This is a genomic window from Paenibacillus gyeongsangnamensis (genome assembly GCF_027533625.1).
GTDB classification, from domain to species: domain Bacteria; phylum Bacillota; class Bacilli; order Paenibacillales; family NBRC-103111; genus Paenibacillus_G; species Paenibacillus_G gyeongsangnamensis.
This window is the reverse complement of the sequence record NZ_JAQAGZ010000012.1, coordinates 197476-215214: the sequence shown is the minus strand read 5'-3', so window position 1 is coordinate 215214 and position 17739 is coordinate 197476. Positions and strand designations below refer to the sequence as shown.

Below are 17739 nucleotides of genomic sequence, written 5' to 3'. Positions count from 1 at the left end.
TCCTCGTCTTACAAGGACCAGCGCGTTTACCAAGGTTGATGCGAAGCTATAGGCTAAGAAAACTTATAAATTCTTATCAACAGAAATAGCCCCGGGCTTACGCCCGGGGCTATTCGGCCGTTCGCGGGCGCCCGTCCAATTCTTTTTGTCCCGCCAGAAATATTCCTTGTAGGACAGACATATACATGCTGTAGATGCTTGTCAACGGGGTGAATAATTGGGATGAAAAAACGACTCAGCCAACGATCCATAGCCTGGGGATGCGTTCTGACCCTGCTGTGCGGCACCACACTGCTAACGAATACCCTGCTGGGAAGCGGTTTCCTTCCGGGCACCGCTTATGCGGGCTGGATGCTCCCTGCTTCCTCCGACGCCGCCTATCCGCGGCCCGGCGTGAGTGAGCCCGTGAGTCCGCTGCTGCTGAAGCCGGTAGGCTCCGCCACCGGACGGGAGGCCGTGGAGGCTCCAGGCTGGCCTTATGTCAAGGGAGCGGCCGACGGGTCATCGAAGGGCATCTTCCTGCCGGGCGATGGCGCCAGCCCGGTCATGGCCCGGCTGGACGAACCCTCCCCTCCGCCTCCCGCGCCGCCCAGCCTGCCGGCCAGGCCCATCGAGAAGCCCGCCCCTCAGCCGCTCAGCGTCCGCATCGTGGAATACCACCTGAACGCCGAGCTCGATACGGAAGGAAAGCTCATTCGCGCCACCTCCTCGCTAACCTGGAAAAACCCGGGGACCGTGCCGGTGCATGAGCTGTACTTCCACCTGTACCCGAATGCGTTCGAATCGAAGAAAACGACCTTCATGAAGGAGTCCGGCGGCAAGCTGAGAGAGGATGCGAGCAAGGATAACAACGTGGGGAGCATGCAGATCGGTACAATCAAGACGGAGGACGGCATCGACCTGACTTCCCGCATCGCCTACGTGCAGCCGGATGACGGCAATACCGACGATCATACGCTGCTCAAGGTGCCGCTCGCCAAGGCCGTCGGCCCCGGCGAGAAGGTTACGCTGAATACCGATTATACGGTGAAGCTGCCGCAGGTTTTTGCAAGGATGGGGTATGCGGGGGATTTCGTCATGGCCGGTCAATGGTTCCCGAAGGTGGCCGTATATGAAACGAAGGGTACCCGCGGACGCGCGGAGGAAGGCTGGAATTTGCATCAATACCATGGCAATTCCGAATTTTACGCCGATTTCGGCATATTCGACGTACGCATCAAGGTGCCTTCCAGCTATAAGGTCGCCGCAACGGGATTCCCAATCCGGCCGGCCCAGGATGACGGCAAGACGAAGACGTACGCCTTCTATGCCGATGACGTGCATGATTTTGCCTGGGCGGCCTCGCCGCACTTCATCTATTACGAGGAGCCTTACGCCACCCCTCAGCTGCCCGGCGTCCGCATCAAGCTGTACCTGGATCCGAAGCATGAGAAACTGAAGGCTCGCTACATTGCCGCCGCCAAAAAAGCGCTCGCCCGCTACTCGCAGTGGTACGGCAGCTATCCGTACTCCACCCTTTCCATCGTCGTGCCCCCGGCCGACGGCAACGGAGCGGGCGGAATGGAATATCCGACCCTGATTACGGCTTGGGGGGCCGGCGAGGACAATCCGAACCTGGAGCTCGAACGGGTCGTGGTCCATGAGATCGGACACCAGTTCTTCTACGGCATGGCCGCAAGCAACGAATTCGAGGAAGCCTGGCTGGATGAAGGCTTCACCTCCTACGCCGAGGACCGGCTGATGGAGACCGAATACGGCGTCCGTCCGAACCTGCTCGTCGAAGCCAGCTATATCACGGCTCCGGCCCCCCTGCGGCTGAACTCCTGGAGCTACAAGGACCATCATCATTACGCGGAGAACGTGTACACCCGGGCCAAGCTGGTGCTGAAGGAGATGGAACGGCGAGTGGGTGCAGATACGATGAACAAGATCATGCGCACCTATTTCCAGCGTTGGAAGTTCAAGCATCCGACGTCCGCCGACTTCCAGCAGGCGGTAGAAGACGTGACGAAGACGAGCTGGAAGGAGTTCTTCGACCAATACGTGTACAACGGAATGATGGTCGATTACGCGGTGACCACGATCCAGACGAACAGGATAACGGAGAACGGGCAGACGTTCTACGAAAACAAGGTGCAGATCCAACGACATGGCGGGACGTATCCGAATGTGCCGATCCGGTTCCACTTTGCCGACGGCACGCAGGTGGATAAGACCTGGGAGGGAGCGGACAGCGAAGTCATTATGAAGCTGAACCATTCCGCCCCGATCGATTGGGTGGCCTTGGACCCGCAGCACGCCATCGTGCTGGAGAACAAACGCATTAACAGCTTCATGAAAACGAATGTCGATCCGAAGCTGTCGGTACGACTGAATCTGGGCGCGGTCAAGCTGCTGGAAACGGTGCTCGGCTGGATCGCCTGGTAAGGGGGGAATGAGCATGTGGAATACGATCAAGCAAGGCTGGTCCCTGGCCTACCGGCAGCCGTTTGCCGTGTGCGCCCTGTTCGTCTATAACCTGGCTTGGGGCATGGTGATCTATAAGCTGCTGCAGTCGGTCATTCTCCCCCTGCTCCACCGCTATCCCGTCCAGGAGCTGGGCAAGGAGACGGCCCAGCTGTTCTGGGTCGAAGGACAGTTCCAGCTCCTCAAGACCGACCTGATCGTCCCGTATCTATGGTGGGCGGCCTGCCTGCTCGGGCTGCGGATGCTGCTTCACCCGATGCTGAACGCCGGGGTCTTCTACTCGCTTCACCATACGGAGCTGAACGCAGGCTACCGCTTCGTGGAGGGGATCCGCAAGCTCAGCCTCCCGTACTTCGGCATTTACGGGGCCCAGACGCTGCTATCCTTCGCTCCCTTGTATTGGCTTCTTCCTTTCGCCGTAGAGCAGTACGGAAAACAAGCCTCTTACCCAGGGCTCGCCAAAGCGCTTCTGCCGGCCCTCGGCGCCTATGCCGCGTTCTTGTTCCTGCTGCAGCTCGGCTTCCTGATCCTGCAGATCGGCAAGCTGGACGGCCGCTCCTTCCTGTACTCGCTGCTGTTCTTCCTGAGGCATCTGATCCCGATCGGCTTGACGGCGCTGGCCGTGCTGGCCATAGGGCTCACGCTGACGGCCGCCGTCCTTGCTTCGGCCTACGTCTGGGCGGGTTTCGCCGCCCTGGCCGGCATCCAGGCCTACCGGCTGGTGCAGATGTTCTGCAAGGTGTGGGCGATTGGCACGCAGTACGCCTATTGGACCGAGAAGGCGTAACGCCTCCCCCGGCCTAAGCAAACCCCGACTGGAGAAGACTCCGGTCGGTTTTTTTATGCCGTAAAGTGGAAGCTTCATCCTTACAGCCTGCTGACAGTACCGGCGCCATCATGCAAGAAGATATTTCTTGACAAGGGTCCGCCTAGTCCTTAAACTGTTTTGTTGATAATGATTATCATTACTAATATGAAACGATTCTGGCAGCCGGCTCTTGCTTCCATCTTCGTTTCTATTACATAGGAGGTTTATCATAGTGAATTTATTCTCTCGTTCGGACCATGCTTCAGTATCCTCTTCTCGCCCCGCTCGCACCCGGTGGATGGCCGCCGCGGTCGCCGGGCTGCTCTCGCTGACCGCGCTTCTGGCCGGCTGCGGCTCCCCCTCTCCGAGCGCCGCTCCGACCGCCAGCAAAGATACGGCCGGTGCGCAAGCTTACACGATCAAGCATGCCATGGGAGAGACGAAAATCGCCGGAACCCCTAAGCGGGTCGTCATTCTGACCAACGAGGGTACGGAAGCGCTGTTCGCCTTGGGCGTAAAACCGGTGGGCGCGGTCAAATCGTGGTCCGGCAATCCTTGGTACGAGCACCTCACCAAACGTATGGAAGGCGTGGAAATGGTCGGCGACGAGAACCAGCCTAACCTCGAGGCGATCGCCAAGCTGAAGCCGGATTTGATTCTCGGCAACAAGCTTCGCCAGGAGAAAGTGTACCCGCAGCTGTCTGCCATAGCTCCGACCGTATTCACCGAACGGCTGCAGTCCGATTGGCAAAAAAACTTCAAGGTCTACGCCGAGGCGCTCGGGCTGAAGGCCGAGGGCGACAAGCTGCTGGCGCAGTATGACCAGCGGATCGCCGATATGAAAGCGAAGGCGGGCGACAGCCTGAAGACGAAGGTATCGCTCGTGCGATTCATCCCCGGCAAAACCAGATTATATATGAAGGATACGTTCGCCGGCTTTGCCTTGGACCGCATCGGCTTCGCCCGGCCGGACGCCCAGAACCGCAACGAGTTCATGCAGGAGATCACGAAAGAACGCATTCCGGATATGGACGGAGACGTAATCTTTTATTTCACTTGGGATAATGACAAGAAGGAAGCGAGCGCGGCCGAGAAGGAATGGACAACGGACCCGCTATGGACGAATTTGAATGCGGTGAAAAAGGGCAAGGCGTTCCGCGTCAGCGACGACATCTGGAATTCGTCCGGAGGCATTATCGCCGCGAACCTGATGCTGGACGACGTGCAGAAGTATTTACTCAAGCCCTAATGGAATGGGTACGGGCTATTCGGGAGACGGAGACGGTTCATTCGGACCGGCTCCGTCTTTTTGCCTATAAGGAACGTCCATACGACACGTTTCGCCATTGATGCTCCGGGCAGCGCGGACGGAAGACCTACCCGTTATTTCAGCACAATCCAGCAACCACGCCATAGAAAACGGTTACACCAGACTAAGTCTTTAACCAAAAGGTTTCAGGATAAAACCGTTCAAATGTGACCATTTTGTGACAAAAGGAGGAAAACCTCGTTTTTACGCGAATATAGGTAACGTTCAAAAAAATATGAAAATATTGCCGAATTTCCGTTCGCGGAAAACGGGGGATCCAATTTTTGGGTGAATTGATCTCGCTTCAGAGTGATCATAGGGAACCTTCAACCGAACCCTTAAGCTAACCTCGTAGGCACCGGAAGGGGACGCACTTCTTTGAAAAAGCTGTTTGCAGGTTTTGCACTCTCCATGTCTTTGTTTTGCAGCATTTCGGTCGGCAGCGCCTTCGCGGAAACCCCACTTAGCTCAGCGGTAAACGCTGGTTTGGGCGCACCGTACAAGTATGCCGGTACGACGCTTAAAGGCTTCGATTGCTCGGGCTATACCGCCTGGGTGTTCAATAAGCTCGGCGTTGCACTGCCTCACACGTCCAAGGGCCAAGCCCACGAAGGCGTATGGGTTGACAAGGAGAATCTTCGCCCCGGCGATCTGGTGTTCTTCGACACCAGCGGCGGAGCCGGTATTTCCCACGTTGGCGTTTTTGTGGGAGATGGCAAATTCTATCATTCCGCAGATCAAGGTGTTACGATTTCAAAGCTTAGTGAGTCCTATTATGCGAAGCGGTATGTTACCGCGCGCCGCGTCCTGTCTGACGATCAATATGATCAGTTCATGACCGACACGAAGTAAGCGAAGTAAGACCGTCGCCCTGTCGTTGATTTCTATCCCTTTGAAAGCCCTCGCGCTTAGGCTGCCTCTACGGAGCGGTCAAGCCGCAGGGCTTTCTTTCATTACTCGGAGAGTTCGGAAGCAGCTGTCTGGAAGAGCACGGACTCATTGACAACCATTCCCTTCGCCCTTGAAGCAGGAGTCGGCGGCTTCATCCCGAATACAGGAGTATTCGGGCCCCCTTAAATTACGGTTATGAAAAGGAGCTGAACGATCCATGCAACCTTTGCGTTTTGTATATAAACGGCTTGGCCTGACCATGGTCAGCGCCTCCGCCCTCTTCCTGATGCTGCAAACGGCCCCTCTGACAGCAAGCGCCGACGCGGCCACCCAGGCGGCCCAGACCGCTCCTTCGCCTGTGGCGGTAACGATCAACGGTGCCGCGCAAAGCTTCGAGCAGCCGCCCGTTATCGTTAACGGCTCCACGCTGCTGCCGCTTCGTGCGATTTTCGAGAAGCTTGGAGGCTCGGTCGTATGGGACCCCTCCACTCGTACGGTATCCGGCTTCAAGGACAAGAAGCGGATCGTCCTGACGGTAGATCAACCGGAAGCTTCCGTGAACGGGAAGACGATCACTCTGGAGCAGCCGGCCCTGATTATGAACGGCAGCACGATGGTGCCTGCCCGGTTCGTGAGCGAATCGCTGGGCGCCCGGGTAGCCTGGGACGATGCGAGCCGGACGGTGTCCATTACGTTGGATTCTGTGTCCGTCGGGCAGCCCGGTCGGGCGGCCCTGGCCCCTGCCCTGGGCGCGGACTTTAACGCCAACCATACCTACCAAGCGCCGAACCCGATGCCGGCCATCACGAAGCCGGGTAGCGTGCCCTATAGCTTTAAAGAGGCGCATGATTGGAAAACGTTCACTACGCGCAATTTTCAAGTGTATTACTACTCGAATGAATCGGATGTGCTGCTGCTCTCCCCTGAGATCGATTTTATTTATGAATATTTGATCCAGCAGTTCGGTCTGGATTTCCCGGATACGAAAATCCCGATTTATTTCCTGGATGAGGCGTCATTTAGCAATAACATCAACCAGGATTGGAGCGAAGCGGTCTGGCGTCCTCAGGAGAAGGCGGTGTTCGTCAAGCTGAGGGCGAATAACAACATAGACCGGCTCCTTGGAACGCTGCAGCACGAAATGACGCACGCCATAACGCTCAGCCAGAAGGAGAGCCGGCTCAGCACGTCGACTTGGTTCGCCGAGGCCGTCGCCACCTATTATGAACTCAAGGGTCCTCACCCTAATTTCCTGGGTCAGAAAAACGTGTACAAGGCGCTGGATGCAGGGCAGCTGCTGCCGCTCCGGCAAATCCCAAACAGCAACGACAACTGGTCGAAGAATGACCTGCCGCTCATTTATTCGGAGGCGCAGTCCTTCTATGCCTACCTGACGTCCACCTACGGGGAGTCCAAGATCAACAACGTTTGGTATATGCAGGGCGATTATACTTCCGTACTGGAGCAGCTGACCGGCAAAACCTTCTCCCAGCTGGAAGACGGCTGGAGGAGTTATCTTACTGCTACCCGGGACCTGACTTACCGCGGCGTGGAGTATGACGATACCGGCGTCGTATATATCGGCGACATGAAGCGGGGGATGCGGTACGGAAACGGGCAAATCTTCAAAGACGGCCGCCTCATGTACGACGGGGGGTTCGTTCAGGACACCTATGAAGGCATCGGTACCTGGTACGCCAATTCCGGGGAGAAATACGTCGGTGAGCTGAAGAACAACGAGCAGAACGGCCAAGGCAAGCAGTACGATGCGAACGGCAAGCTCATCTATGAAGGCAGCTTCAAGTCCGGCAAATTCAATGGCCAAGGAATTTATTATTTCAAAAGCGGCAAAAAATATATCGGCGAGTTCACCGACGGAAATCCAAGCGGCCTTGGTACAGTGTATGATACCGACGGGTCCTCTTGGAAAGTGGTGAACGGCAAGGCGGTGCCGTAAGCCGCTCCGTCGGCCCGCAGCCGCTTACCGCTGCGGGCCGTTGCCTGTGCCGCCCCGGAGTCTCTCCCTAGGAGTCACAGGTAAACGGCGGCTACGCTCTATGCCGTTACCGGCGATAGAAACGGACTCTTTTGCAAGCCGGTCTGTACGGGACCCCAAAGAAAAGGTAAAATAAATATATGTTCTTTTACCCCCCCTTTCCTGTAAGCGCATTCAGAAAACATTCTGACAAACGGTTGAACCGGCTGTTGTGATGGGAGGAATCGTCCTTGAGTCTGGCGCGCATCGGAATCCACCGCAGAAGCATCATGCTGACCTGGCTTGTTTCCTATATAACCATTCTGCTCCTGCCCGTGCTTCTCAGCATTGTGGTCTATATAGAATCCAGCCGTACGCTGGAGAGCGAAATTCATCAGGCCAACAGCTCGCTCTTGAAGCAGGTCCGCGAAGTGATGGACAGTCATTTTCAGGCGATGGAACGTCTCAATATCGAGATGACCTGGAATTTCAAGGTACAGGATTTGCTCTACTCGAATAAATACCACGTCTACCCGAACGATTACAATTATGACGTTTATCAAATCTCCCAGGATTTGAAGCTGTATAAATCCGCTTATTCCCTCATCGATTATTTCTATATTTATTTGCCCGGGACCGATAAAGCGATCTTGCCGGGTCTCTACAGGGACGGTTCGTTCACTTACGATATACTGCATTCGGACCCCGGCTTTCCGTACGCGAAGTGGCGGTCCATCGTGAATCAAAGCGGCTTTAAAGGCTTCCTGCCGATGATCCGCATTGGAGATGACGGCAAGAAGCTGAAGACGGTTGCTTACGTCAGCTCTTATCCTTCCGATAAAGGCGCTCCCACCGCGACCAATGTGCTCATGATCGACCAATCCCGCATTCTCGGATCGATCGAGAACATGGAGCTGTTTAACGAGGGCGACGTCCTGATTCTGAATAAACAAAACGAGGTGCTCGTCTCCAATTCCGACAAGCCGATGCCGGCCGATTTCCCGTTCGAGCAGTTGAACGAGGATTCCAACCTGTTCTATTACAACAAGAACGGGGAGAACTATGAGGTTCTGCACATTCAGTCCGCCAGGTCGGGCCTGAAATACATTTCCATGATTCCGAGCCGTCTCTACTGGGTAAAGGCCGAGCATGTCCGCAATCTGACGTATACCAGCATTCTGGTGAGTCTCCTTGGCGGCGGGCTCCTAACCACCTTCTTCCTCCGCAGAAACTATAATCCCGTCCGGCGGCTGGTACAGGCGGTATCGGGCAAGGCCGCGCTGGATTTGCACCAAAGCGCCAATGAATTTCATTATATCGAGCAGGCGCTGGACCATACGTTAGCCGAGATGGACAACATCAGCTCGCAAATGAAGCAGCAGCACCACATCCTGCGTTCCAATTTCATCGTTCGGCTGCTCAAGGGAAGGCTGGACAGTCAGGTCTCGCTGAGCGAGGCGATGGCGGCCTTCAATATGAAATTTGGCTCTGACCAATTCGCCGTCATTCTGATGAATATCGAAGAGATCGGACCGTTCTATGAACGGATTCAAGGCATGGACCCCGGCGGCAAGCGCAAGCTGCTGCAGTTTATTTTGACCAATGTCATGGAAGAGATTGTGTCGCGGCGTAATCGGGGGTATGTCGTCGAAATCGATGAAGCCTTCGCATGTCTTATCAATTTCCAAGAGGAGGAAGAAGCCGAGCAAAGAAGCACCCTGCTGCAAATTGCCCGGGAGACGCAGGAATTCCTCAAACGGCATTATCTGATCCACTTAACGCTATCCATCTCCTCCGTTCACTGCAAGACGATCGGCATCTCGCAGTGCTATACCGAAGCGATGGATGCGATGGAGTACAAACTAGTCATGGGCAGCAAGGAAATTCTTTCCTACGAGGAAATCCGCAGGGAGGCGGGACGGGATACGGGCGCCGGCTACTATTACCCGCTACAAGCGGAACAGCAGCTGATCAACTGCGTGAAGATCGGCGATTTCGAGAAGGCGAAGCGAACGCTCGGCGACATCATTGACGGCAATCTGAAGCGTCCGGCCGGATCGGTGGCGCTCGCCCGCTGCCTGATGATGGACCTGGTGGGCACGATGATGAAGATTATCAGCGATATCGGCGACGTGCAGGAAAGCTTCCTCTTGCGGAATCCGAAACGGATCGAACGGCTCGCCTCGTGTGTAACGATCCAGGAGATGCAGCAGCAGATGACGGAGCTGCTCGAGCAGGTGTGCCAGTATACCGCCGAGAAACGGCAGATGTGCCTGCAGCAGTCGCGGCAGCGCGCGCTCACGGATCTGGTAGAACGGGTGGCGCACTTCATCGACGAGCATTACAGCGATCTGAACCTGAACATCTCGATGATCGGGCAGCATTTTGACATGAAGCCCACCTATCTGTCGAAGCTGTTCAAGGATCAGACCGGCGAAGGGCTGCTCGATGCCATCAACAAGACGCGCATTGAGCAAGCCAAGCTTCTGATGGAGGAAACCGACCGGACGATCGGTGACGTAGCAGCCTCGGTCGGCTTCAATGATGTGAATGCGTTCATCCGCGCCTTCAAGAAGTACGAAGCCGTCACACCCGGCAAATTTAAAGAAGCGCTCAAAGTATAGCCGCGCCCGCCGCGGCTTTTTTGGCCCTCCTGCGAACGGATTGGAGATTTTGGCGATGCATTTGGAGGTTTTGAAGATGCGTTTGGATATTTTCGCGGTTCCCAGAAATGTAAGCGCTGTCTTATACTATAGGCAGGAGCTCTTTCGCTCCGACGAAATCCGGTTTGCCGGTAATTCAGGAGGTCTTCTCTATGACAAAAAGAAGAAAGCACCTAGTCTCCGCATTGGTCATTACCACTATGATGAGCAGCTTGGCGGTCGCCTGTTCGTCCAACACGACGAAACCGGCTCCGAACGCCTCCGACAACAAGACCAACCCCGCGCCCGGTAAGGCGACCACTTATCCGATCCAAACGGATAAAACCCTGACCTATTGGGGAGAGCTTACGGGCAATATCGTTGGCGTCAAATCCGCCCATGCGGATGTCCCCTTCTTCCAGGACTGGCAGAAAAAAACCGGCGTCAAGCTGAAATTCACCGCCCCGCCGACCAACCAGGCGAAGGAAGCGCTGAACGTCATGCTCGCCTCCGGGGATCTTCCCGACATGATTGAATACGATTTTCTCGGGGCGTTCCCGGGCGGACCGGAAAAAGCCATTAAAGACGGTTATATTCTCAAGCTGAACGATATCATCGATAAGTATGCGCCCAACCTGAAGAAATATCTGAAGGACAATCCGAACATCGATAAAATGGTCAAAACCGATAACGGAAGCTACTACGCGTTTCCTTTTATCCGCGGCGACGCCGCCTTGCAGGTGTACCAAGGGCCGATTATCCGCAAGGACTGGCTGGATGAGCTCGGTCTTCCCGTTCCGGAAACCATCGACGACTGGTACACGACATTGAAAGCGTTTAAAGAGAAGAAAGGCGCCGCCGCCCCGTTTTCGGTCGTCAGTGTCCCGCGTCCGTTTAATGAATTTAACAACGGCCATTTCATGGAAGCCTACGGGGTCACCCGCGATTTCTACCTGGATAACGGTACCATCAAATTCGGTCCGGCCGAAAAAGGCTACAAAGATTTTCTGGCTCTGTTCCACAAATGGTACAGCGAAGGCTTGATCGATAAAAATATCGCCACCGTCGATACCAAAGCGATGGACGCGAACTTCGGGAGCGGCGCGACCGGCGCCACGATCGGCAACGCAGGCGGAGGGATCGGACGTTGGCAGCCGATCGTCGAAGCGAAAGACCCGAAGGCGAAATTGGTCGCCGCGCCGTATCCTGTGCTAAAGAAAGGCGATACGCCTTTCTACGGACAGAAGGACCATCCGTTCTCCTCGGGCGGCATGGTCACCATCACGGCGAACTCGAAGAACGCGGAACTGGCGGCCCGGCTGCTTGATTACGGCTACTCCGACGAAGGACATATGTTCTTCAACTTCGGAACCGAGGGCGTCAGCTACAAGATGGAGAACGGCTATCCGAAATATACGGACCAGCTCATGAAAAATCCGGATAAGCTCTCTCCTTCCCAAGCGATGTCGCTCTATATCCGCGCCAACTATAGCGGACCGTTCGTTCAAGATAAGCGCTACATCGAGCAATACCTGGCTCTGCCGACCCAGCGCGACGCCGTTGCCATTTGGCAAAAAACCGACGTCGACAAGCACAAGCTGCCGCCGATCACCCCTACGCCGGAGGAAAGCTCGGAAATGGCCAAGATCATGAACGACGTCAACACCCTTGTGGACGAAATGACGCTCAAAATCATTCTCGGCACCGAGCCGGTCGACAACTTCGATAAATACATGGAAAAAATGAAGACGCTGAAGCTGGACCGCGCGCTTCAAATCGAGAAGGCGGCGCTCGATCGTTACAACAAACGCTGATTGGATTTGTTGGGGACGGGGACCGGTTCGCCGGCTTCCCTTTCCCCTTACATTCAAATCGGAAGGAGGCGCAACTGATGGCCAAAACGATGACCATGGAAACTACGGCAAAGACGGAAGTCCGCAAGAACGCGTTCCTGCCGAGGTTCCGAAGGGATTTTGCGCTCAACAAATATTTGTACTTGATGATGGTTCCCGTAATTGCTTATTACGCGATCTTCCATTACACACCGATGTACGGAGCGATCATTGCGTTCAAAGACTATACGCCGATGAGAGGGATTCTCGGGAGCGAATGGGTAGGATTCGATAATTTCAATGCTTTCTTCAGCAGCTATTACTTTTGGCGCATTCTGAAAAACACGGTTATCATCAGCTTGTACTCCCTTTGCTTCGAATTCCCGGCACCGATCATCCTGGCCATTCTGATCAACGAAGTCCGGAATAAAGTATTCAAGCGATGGGCCCAGTCCATTACGTACATGCCTTATTTTATTTCGCTCGTGGTCATTTGCGGGATGATTAAGGACTTTACGAACGCCGGAGGCATTATCAACACCCTGCTCACCTACGTAGGCGGCGACGGTAAGGCGCTGCTGCAAAAGCCCGAGCTGTTCCGTACGGTCTACATTGTCTCCGAAATCTGGCAAAAAATCGGCTTCGAATCGATCATTTATATCGCCGCCCTGATGAGCATCGACCAGGAGCAGTACGAAGCCGCCCGCATGGACGGCGCCAACCGCTGGAAGCAGATATGGCACATCACCCTGCCCGGCATCCTGCCTACCATCGCCATCATGCTCATCCTTCGCATGGGAAGCCTGCTCAACGTCGGCTGGGAGAAGATCATCCTGCTGTACAACCCGTCGATTTACGATACTTCCGACGTGATTTCCTCCTTCGTCTACAGGAAGGGTCTGCTCGAGAACGGTTGGAGCTACAGCTCCGCCGTCGGCTTGTTCAACTCGGTCATCAATCTGATCCTGCTCATAACCGCCAACCGGATCAGCCGCAAGGTCAACGAAAGCAGCCTGTGGTGAGAAAGGAATGTGACCCCTGATGAAAAGAGACTACGGACTGGCGGATACCGCCTTCGATACGGTCGTTCACCTGGTGCTTATTGTCCTGATGATCGTAACCCTGTACCCGCTGCTCTATGTGGCGTTCGCTTCCGTCAGCGATGCAGGCCAGCTGATCACCTTCAAAGGGATTCTGCTGAAGCCGCTCGGCTTCAGCCTGGAGGCCTACAAGAGCGTGTTTGCCAACCCCGGCATTCTGATCGGCTATAGGAATACATTGTTCATCGTTATATTCGGCGTCCTGGTGAATCTGATCTTTACTTCGCTCGGCGCCTACGTGCTCTCCCGCAAGAACGTCATGTGGAACAACCTGTTCATCTTCATTATCGTGTTCACGATGTTTTTTCAAGGCGGCTTGATCCCGCTTTATCTCGTTGTCAAGAACGTCGGCCTGCTCAATTCGCTCTGGGCGACCATCTTTCCTTTTGCGGTCAACACGTTCTACCTAATCATCATGCGGACCGCCTTCATGTCCGTGCCCGACAGCCTGGAGGAATCGGCGAAGATGGACGGCGCCAATCACTTCGTCATCCTGTTCCGCATCATTCTGCCGCTGTCCATGCCGGTCATCGCCGTCATGATTCTGTACTACGCGGTCGAGAAGTGGAACGGCTGGTTCTACGCTTCGATCTTTCTGAAAGATCGAAGTCTCTATCCCCTGCAGTTAACGCTGCGCGAGATCCTGATCTCCAACTCGACCGACAGCATGTCGACCGGAGCGGACAACGCCGACCGCTTCCAGATCGGGGAGACGATCAAATACGCGACCATTATGGTAGCCACCGTGCCGATTCTGGCGGTGTACCCGTTCGTGCAGAAATATTTTGTCAAAGGCGTGATGGTCGGCGCATTGAAGGGCTGAGCGGCGCATGGAGTATGGATCGAGGACGACGATATCTTGAGCCGGTTTGTTGATAAACCGTTGGCCATAACGCAAAAGATCGCTTCCCTGCTCAGCCATCCTGGCTGAGTAGGGAAGCGATCTTCTTTACGTTCCGGCAATAGCGGTCATCTGCGTTACAACCTTCCACTTGGCGACCGAGCCGCCTGTAATGAATGCAGGTTCGATTGTAATGAACCTACGTTCGCTAGAACCCGACCGCCGGCCGTTTGGCGGGCTGTAGTGAACCGCCGTTCGTTTGTTATGAACCCTTGGGCTCATCATGTATCCGGTGGTTCACTACAGCCTTCCACTTGGCGGCAGATCCGATGGTAGTGAACGTATGTTCGATTGTAATGAACCTGCGTTCGCTAAAACCCAGCCACCGGCCGTTTAGCGGGCTGTAGTGAACCGCCGTTCGTTTGTTGTGAACCCATGGGCTCTACATGGACCCGGTGGTTCACTTTGCAGCCTTTCACTTGGCGGCCGATCCGATGGTAGTGAACGTAGGTTCGATTGTAATGAACCTGCATTCACTACAACCCGGCTATCGGACGTTTGGCAGGCTGTAGTGAACCGCCGTTCGCTTGTTGTGAACCCATGGGCTCTACATGGACCCGGTGGTTCACTTTGCAGCCTTTCACTTGGCGGCCGATCCGATGGTAGTGAACGTAGGTTCGATTGTAATGAACCTGCATTCACTACAACCCGGCTATCGGACGTTTGGCAGGCTGTAGTGAACCGCCGTTCGCTTGTTGTGAACCCATGGGCTCTACATGGATCCGGTGGTTCACTTTGCAGCCTTGCACTTGGCGGCAGATCCGATGGTAGTGAACGTATGTTCGATTGTAATGAACCTGCGTTCGCTCCAGGGTATGACGGACCGTAAGCTCAACCGATCTGCTTCTGCAATGTCGATTGGATATGCTGCTTCGGTTCGTACGCTACGATTTCCAAATTGTTCATGCAGAGACTAAGCTGCTTCAGCTTGCTCTCGGCTTTGTCGCGGTTCATCGGTTGGCCTAAGGTTTTGCCTTTGTAGCTGAGGATATAGTACACGTTCGTAACGACCTCCTGTTGAATGTGGGATAATTAAAGGGGAATCCTCTTCATACCGGCCAAAAACAGATTCCCGGCGTCCGGAAACCTGCTCCTGGACTTACATTCATCTTATGTGTGAGCAGAGAGGTAATGTTTTCTTTCCACGAAGGTTTGGCAGCGGGTGTCGGTAATCCCCCGGGCTTGATATCGCGGGTGACGGGAATCATAGCTTTCCCCGCCTCGGTGCCGGGGCTAGAGCTTCTCCGCATGAGCGTTCACTTCAATCGTAATGACTTCCGCGCTGCAGTTGTTGCTCTGCTCCCTTTATTCGCAGTTGGCAATGCTGCACTTCACCATGGGATTATCCACGATCATCATCTCACGAATCCATTAACCGCATCTCATGAACTTGAACCACAGCGTTGCCGGGAAAAATACCATATTGCCGCCCTTCGTACGTTCTAGACGGTGATAACGGCGAATAGGTTGCCGCATCCTATTAAAATAAGTTCGGCGGCGGCGCCCGTTATGAGTCCACCTTATTTGTAAACGTTCTATTGTCTAAAGAAAACTTTAGATTTTGGGTTCTCCTAAACATTGGTTCTCCGGCGGTCGAAATAAAATATGGAACATTCCTAATAGAAATAGACTACGGGATTCATCGGAGGCTTGGATATGAAACTTACTCTGTACAAAAAATTGCTTTGCAGCTTTGTCATCGTACTGCTGCTTTTGTCGGCGATCAGCGTAACGGCGATGACCGAGATGGGCAACATGGGCCAGAAATCGAAACTGACTACGGATAAGGGACTCCCCGGTTTGATCCTGCTGGGGAACTTGAATCATGACCTGATGGAGTTGGACGATTTGATGCTCCGCATCCAACTGGATATTCAGGAAAACAACAATTTGAACGCAGCAATGACCGGAAGCTCGGGCGATTCACCCGCCTCCCAATCGGATAAAGCCAAAGCCGTCTTCGATAATATCCAAAATAAGCTCAAGCATCTGGATCAGCTATCCGCGAACGAGAAGGATGCCAATCTCATTAGCCTGTTCCACCAGCGCTGGGACGCTTACGCTGCTGCATTTCCGGCCATTCTGGCAGCCGTGCAGCAGCACGGCCCGCAAGGACTCCAGCTCATTCAGGAAGCGAATGCGAATATCAGCAGCTGCGCGATCATTCTGGATATGTTGACCCGGAATGTGGCCGGCCATGCCCAGGACTGGGGTCAGGAGCTCACCGACTCTTACCGTTCCGGAGCGGCATGGGTTATCGGCTTAAGCATTACGGCTATTGTAGCGGGACTGGCCATCTCGTTCCTTATCGCCCGGCACGTATCGAAGCCGATCCGGCGGATAAGCTCGATTGCGCATCGCGTATCCGGCGGCGACCTGTCCGTCAAGGATTTGACGTTAAAGCGGCGGGATGAAATCGGAGATCTTAGCGCCGCGTTTGCTCTCATGACAAGCCACATGCGGTCAATGCTTCTGAAAATCAACGAACACGCAGGCCTCGTTACGGCGTCGGCAGATCAGCTGCGCGCCAGCTCCGGCGAGATGCAGTCCTCCTCGCGCCACATCGCGGAGACCGTTAAGGACGTGGCGGATGGTGCAGGCCAGCAGACGCTGAGCATGGAGGAAACCTCCCGTTCCATGGAGGAGGTCGGAAGCGGCATCGGGCGGCTTGCGGAGAGCGCCTCGACCATTGCCGAGACAGTGGAGTTGTCCAGGCAGCATGCCGAGCACGGAGGCGTCTCCGTTCAAAGCACGGCGGACCAAATGCAATCCATCGAGTCCTCGGTCATCGAGACGGATCATTCAATCGCGCTGCTGGAAGCGAAGTCGCAGCAAATCGGCAGCATTGTGGCCGCCATTCAGGATATCGCGCATCAAACGAATCTGCTGGCGCTGAACGCGGCGATCGAAGCCGCCAGAGCCGGGGAACAAGGCCGCGGCTTCGCCGTGGTGGCGTCCGAGGTCCGCAAGCTGGCCGAACAATCCGGCAGCTCGTCGGAGGAGATCGCTTCCCTGCTGAGCGAAATTGAAGCAGGGATTCGTCAATCCGGCGATGCCATGACCCAAGTGAAGCTGCAGGTGCAGACCGGGCTGGAGCGGGTGCGGGAGACGGAGCATCATTTTGACCAAATCCTGCATTCAACGAACGCCATCTCTTCCCAAGTGCAGGAAATGGCCGCGACTTCCGAGCAAATGTCAGCCGGTGCGCAGCAAATTACGGCATCCGTACAGCAGGTCGCCTCGATCGCCAGACAATCCGCCGCGGCATCGCAGCAGGTAGCCGCTTCCGTAGCGGGACAGCTGCAAACGACGGATGAGGTGCAGACCTCCGCACGCTCTCTCTCGCAAATGACCGAGGAGCTGCACCAGCTGCTGACCCAATTCAAAGTGTCCTAAAGGTTGTTCGGAGCGCTCAGGAAAAGAGAGATTAACGGGGATGAAGCAGGGGCAGCGGAATCATGCGGATGATTTGAGATGAAGTATGGAAATTTTTACCACCATTCGAGAGCCAACGGCAATACTCCGTTCGGTATCGTTCTTGTGGACTCTTCCGGAGCGGCCCGTGTTGGAGCAGGAAAATATCGAATTCACGGAACACGACTGCACCGGGCACGCGGAAGCGGCGGTGATGGCGGCCTCCTCCAGGCTCTTCTATAAAGCGTACTTGCGGGAATGCGCCTTGTACAGCACGGTAGTGCCGTGCGACATGTGCGCCGGGGTGGTCTATTGGGGCAATGTGGGGATGGCCGTCTATGCCGTGCCGGAGCGGAGACTGCTGAAGCTCACGGGAGACCACGAGTAGCGCCCGACGCCGT

Annotated in this window: 12 protein-coding genes and 1 riboswitch; of the genes, 11 read left to right on the top strand and 1 reads right to left on the bottom strand. The window is 55.1% G+C overall.

Going from position 1 to position 17739, the window contains the following annotated elements; all coding sequences use genetic code 11:
• The first annotated feature begins 222 nt into the window (after positions 1-222).
• From O9H85_RS19555 to O9H85_RS19515, 9 genes are all read left to right on the top strand, one after another.
• Positions 223-2427, top strand: coding sequence for a M1 family metallopeptidase (locus tag O9H85_RS19555; RefSeq protein WP_269883096.1), 2205 nt, complete (start codon positions 223-225; stop codon positions 2425-2427).
• Between the two features lie 13 nt (positions 2428-2440).
• The gene (locus O9H85_RS19550) at positions 2441-3253 is read left to right on the top strand and encodes a hypothetical protein (protein WP_269883095.1); all 813 of its coding nucleotides are present in this window, start codon (positions 2441-2443) and stop codon (positions 3251-3253) included.
• Between the two features lie 319 nt (positions 3254-3572).
• Positions 3573-4523: an ABC transporter substrate-binding protein gene (locus O9H85_RS19545; protein ID WP_269883132.1), complete on the top strand. Its 951-nt coding sequence runs from the start codon at positions 3573-3575 to the stop codon at positions 4521-4523.
• 295 nt (positions 4524-4818) lie between these two features.
• A riboswitch (cyclic di-AMP (ydaO/yuaA leader) is annotated at positions 4819-4956 on the top strand.
• A gap of 5 nt (positions 4957-4961) precedes the next feature.
• Positions 4962-5435: a C40 family peptidase gene (locus tag O9H85_RS19540; protein ID WP_269883094.1), complete on the top strand. Its 474-nt coding sequence runs from the start codon at positions 4962-4964 to the stop codon at positions 5433-5435.
• A 256-nt stretch (positions 5436-5691) separates the two neighbouring features.
• A complete protein-coding gene (locus O9H85_RS19535) occupies positions 5692-7431 on the top strand; it encodes a stalk domain-containing protein (protein ID WP_269883093.1) in 1740 nt (579 codons plus the stop codon).
• A gap of 269 nt (positions 7432-7700) precedes the next feature.
• On the top strand, positions 7701-10073 hold the full coding sequence (locus tag O9H85_RS19530; protein ID WP_269883092.1) for an AraC family transcriptional regulator: 2373 nt from the start codon (positions 7701-7703) through the stop codon (positions 10071-10073).
• A 191-nt stretch (positions 10074-10264) separates the two neighbouring features.
• Positions 10265-11905 carry an extracellular solute-binding protein gene (locus O9H85_RS19525; RefSeq protein ID WP_269883091.1) on the top strand — a complete coding sequence of 547 codons (1641 nt, stop codon included), beginning with the start codon at positions 10265-10267 and terminating at the stop codon, positions 11903-11905.
• 77 nt (positions 11906-11982) lie between these two features.
• Positions 11983-12945: an ABC transporter permease gene (locus tag O9H85_RS19520; protein WP_409348169.1), complete on the top strand. Its 963-nt coding sequence runs from the start codon at positions 11983-11985 to the stop codon at positions 12943-12945.
• Between the two features lie 19 nt (positions 12946-12964).
• On the top strand, positions 12965-13846 hold the full coding sequence (locus O9H85_RS19515; RefSeq protein WP_269883090.1) for a carbohydrate ABC transporter permease: 882 nt from the start codon (positions 12965-12967) through the stop codon (positions 13844-13846).
• A gap of 909 nt (positions 13847-14755) precedes the next feature.
• Here O9H85_RS19515 and O9H85_RS19510 read toward each other — a convergent pair.
• On the bottom strand, positions 14756-14923 hold the full coding sequence (locus O9H85_RS19510) for a hypothetical protein (RefSeq protein ID WP_269883089.1): 168 nt from the start codon (positions 14921-14923) through the stop codon (positions 14756-14758).
• 657 nt (positions 14924-15580) lie between these two features.
• On the opposite strand from O9H85_RS19510, the gene O9H85_RS19505 reads away from it, so the two are divergent.
• On the top strand, positions 15581-17320 hold the full coding sequence (locus O9H85_RS19505; RefSeq protein ID WP_269883088.1) for a methyl-accepting chemotaxis protein: 1740 nt from the start codon (positions 15581-15583) through the stop codon (positions 17318-17320).
• Between the two features lie 169 nt (positions 17321-17489).
• Positions 17490-17726: a deaminase gene (locus O9H85_RS19500; RefSeq protein WP_269883087.1), complete on the top strand. Its 237-nt coding sequence runs from the start codon at positions 17490-17492 to the stop codon at positions 17724-17726.
• Positions 17727-17739 lie beyond the last annotated feature (13 nt).

What these genes read in the sequence shown, in the direction of transcription:
- O9H85_RS19550 (WP_269883095.1), top strand. Translation starts at nt 2,441, where the DNA reads ATGTGGAATACGATCAAGCAAGGCTGGTCCCTGGCCTACCGGCAGCCG.
- O9H85_RS19555 (WP_269883096.1), top strand. Translation starts at nt 223, where the DNA reads ATGAAAAAACGACTCAGCCAACGATCCATAGCCTGGGGATGCGTTCTG.
- O9H85_RS19545 (WP_269883132.1), top strand. Translation starts at nt 3,573, where the DNA reads ATGGCCGCCGCGGTCGCCGGGCTGCTCTCGCTGACCGCGCTTCTGGCC.
- O9H85_RS19515 (WP_269883090.1), top strand. Translation starts at nt 12,965, where the DNA reads ATGAAAAGAGACTACGGACTGGCGGATACCGCCTTCGATACGGTCGTT.
- O9H85_RS19505 (WP_269883088.1), top strand. Translation starts at nt 15,581, where the DNA reads ATGAAACTTACTCTGTACAAAAAATTGCTTTGCAGCTTTGTCATCGTA.
- O9H85_RS19525 (WP_269883091.1), top strand. Translation starts at nt 10,265, where the DNA reads ATGACAAAAAGAAGAAAGCACCTAGTCTCCGCATTGGTCATTACCACT.
- O9H85_RS19520 (WP_409348169.1), top strand. Translation starts at nt 11,983, where the DNA reads ATGGCCAAAACGATGACCATGGAAACTACGGCAAAGACGGAAGTCCGC.
- O9H85_RS19535 (WP_269883093.1), top strand. Translation starts at nt 5,692, where the DNA reads ATGCAACCTTTGCGTTTTGTATATAAACGGCTTGGCCTGACCATGGTC.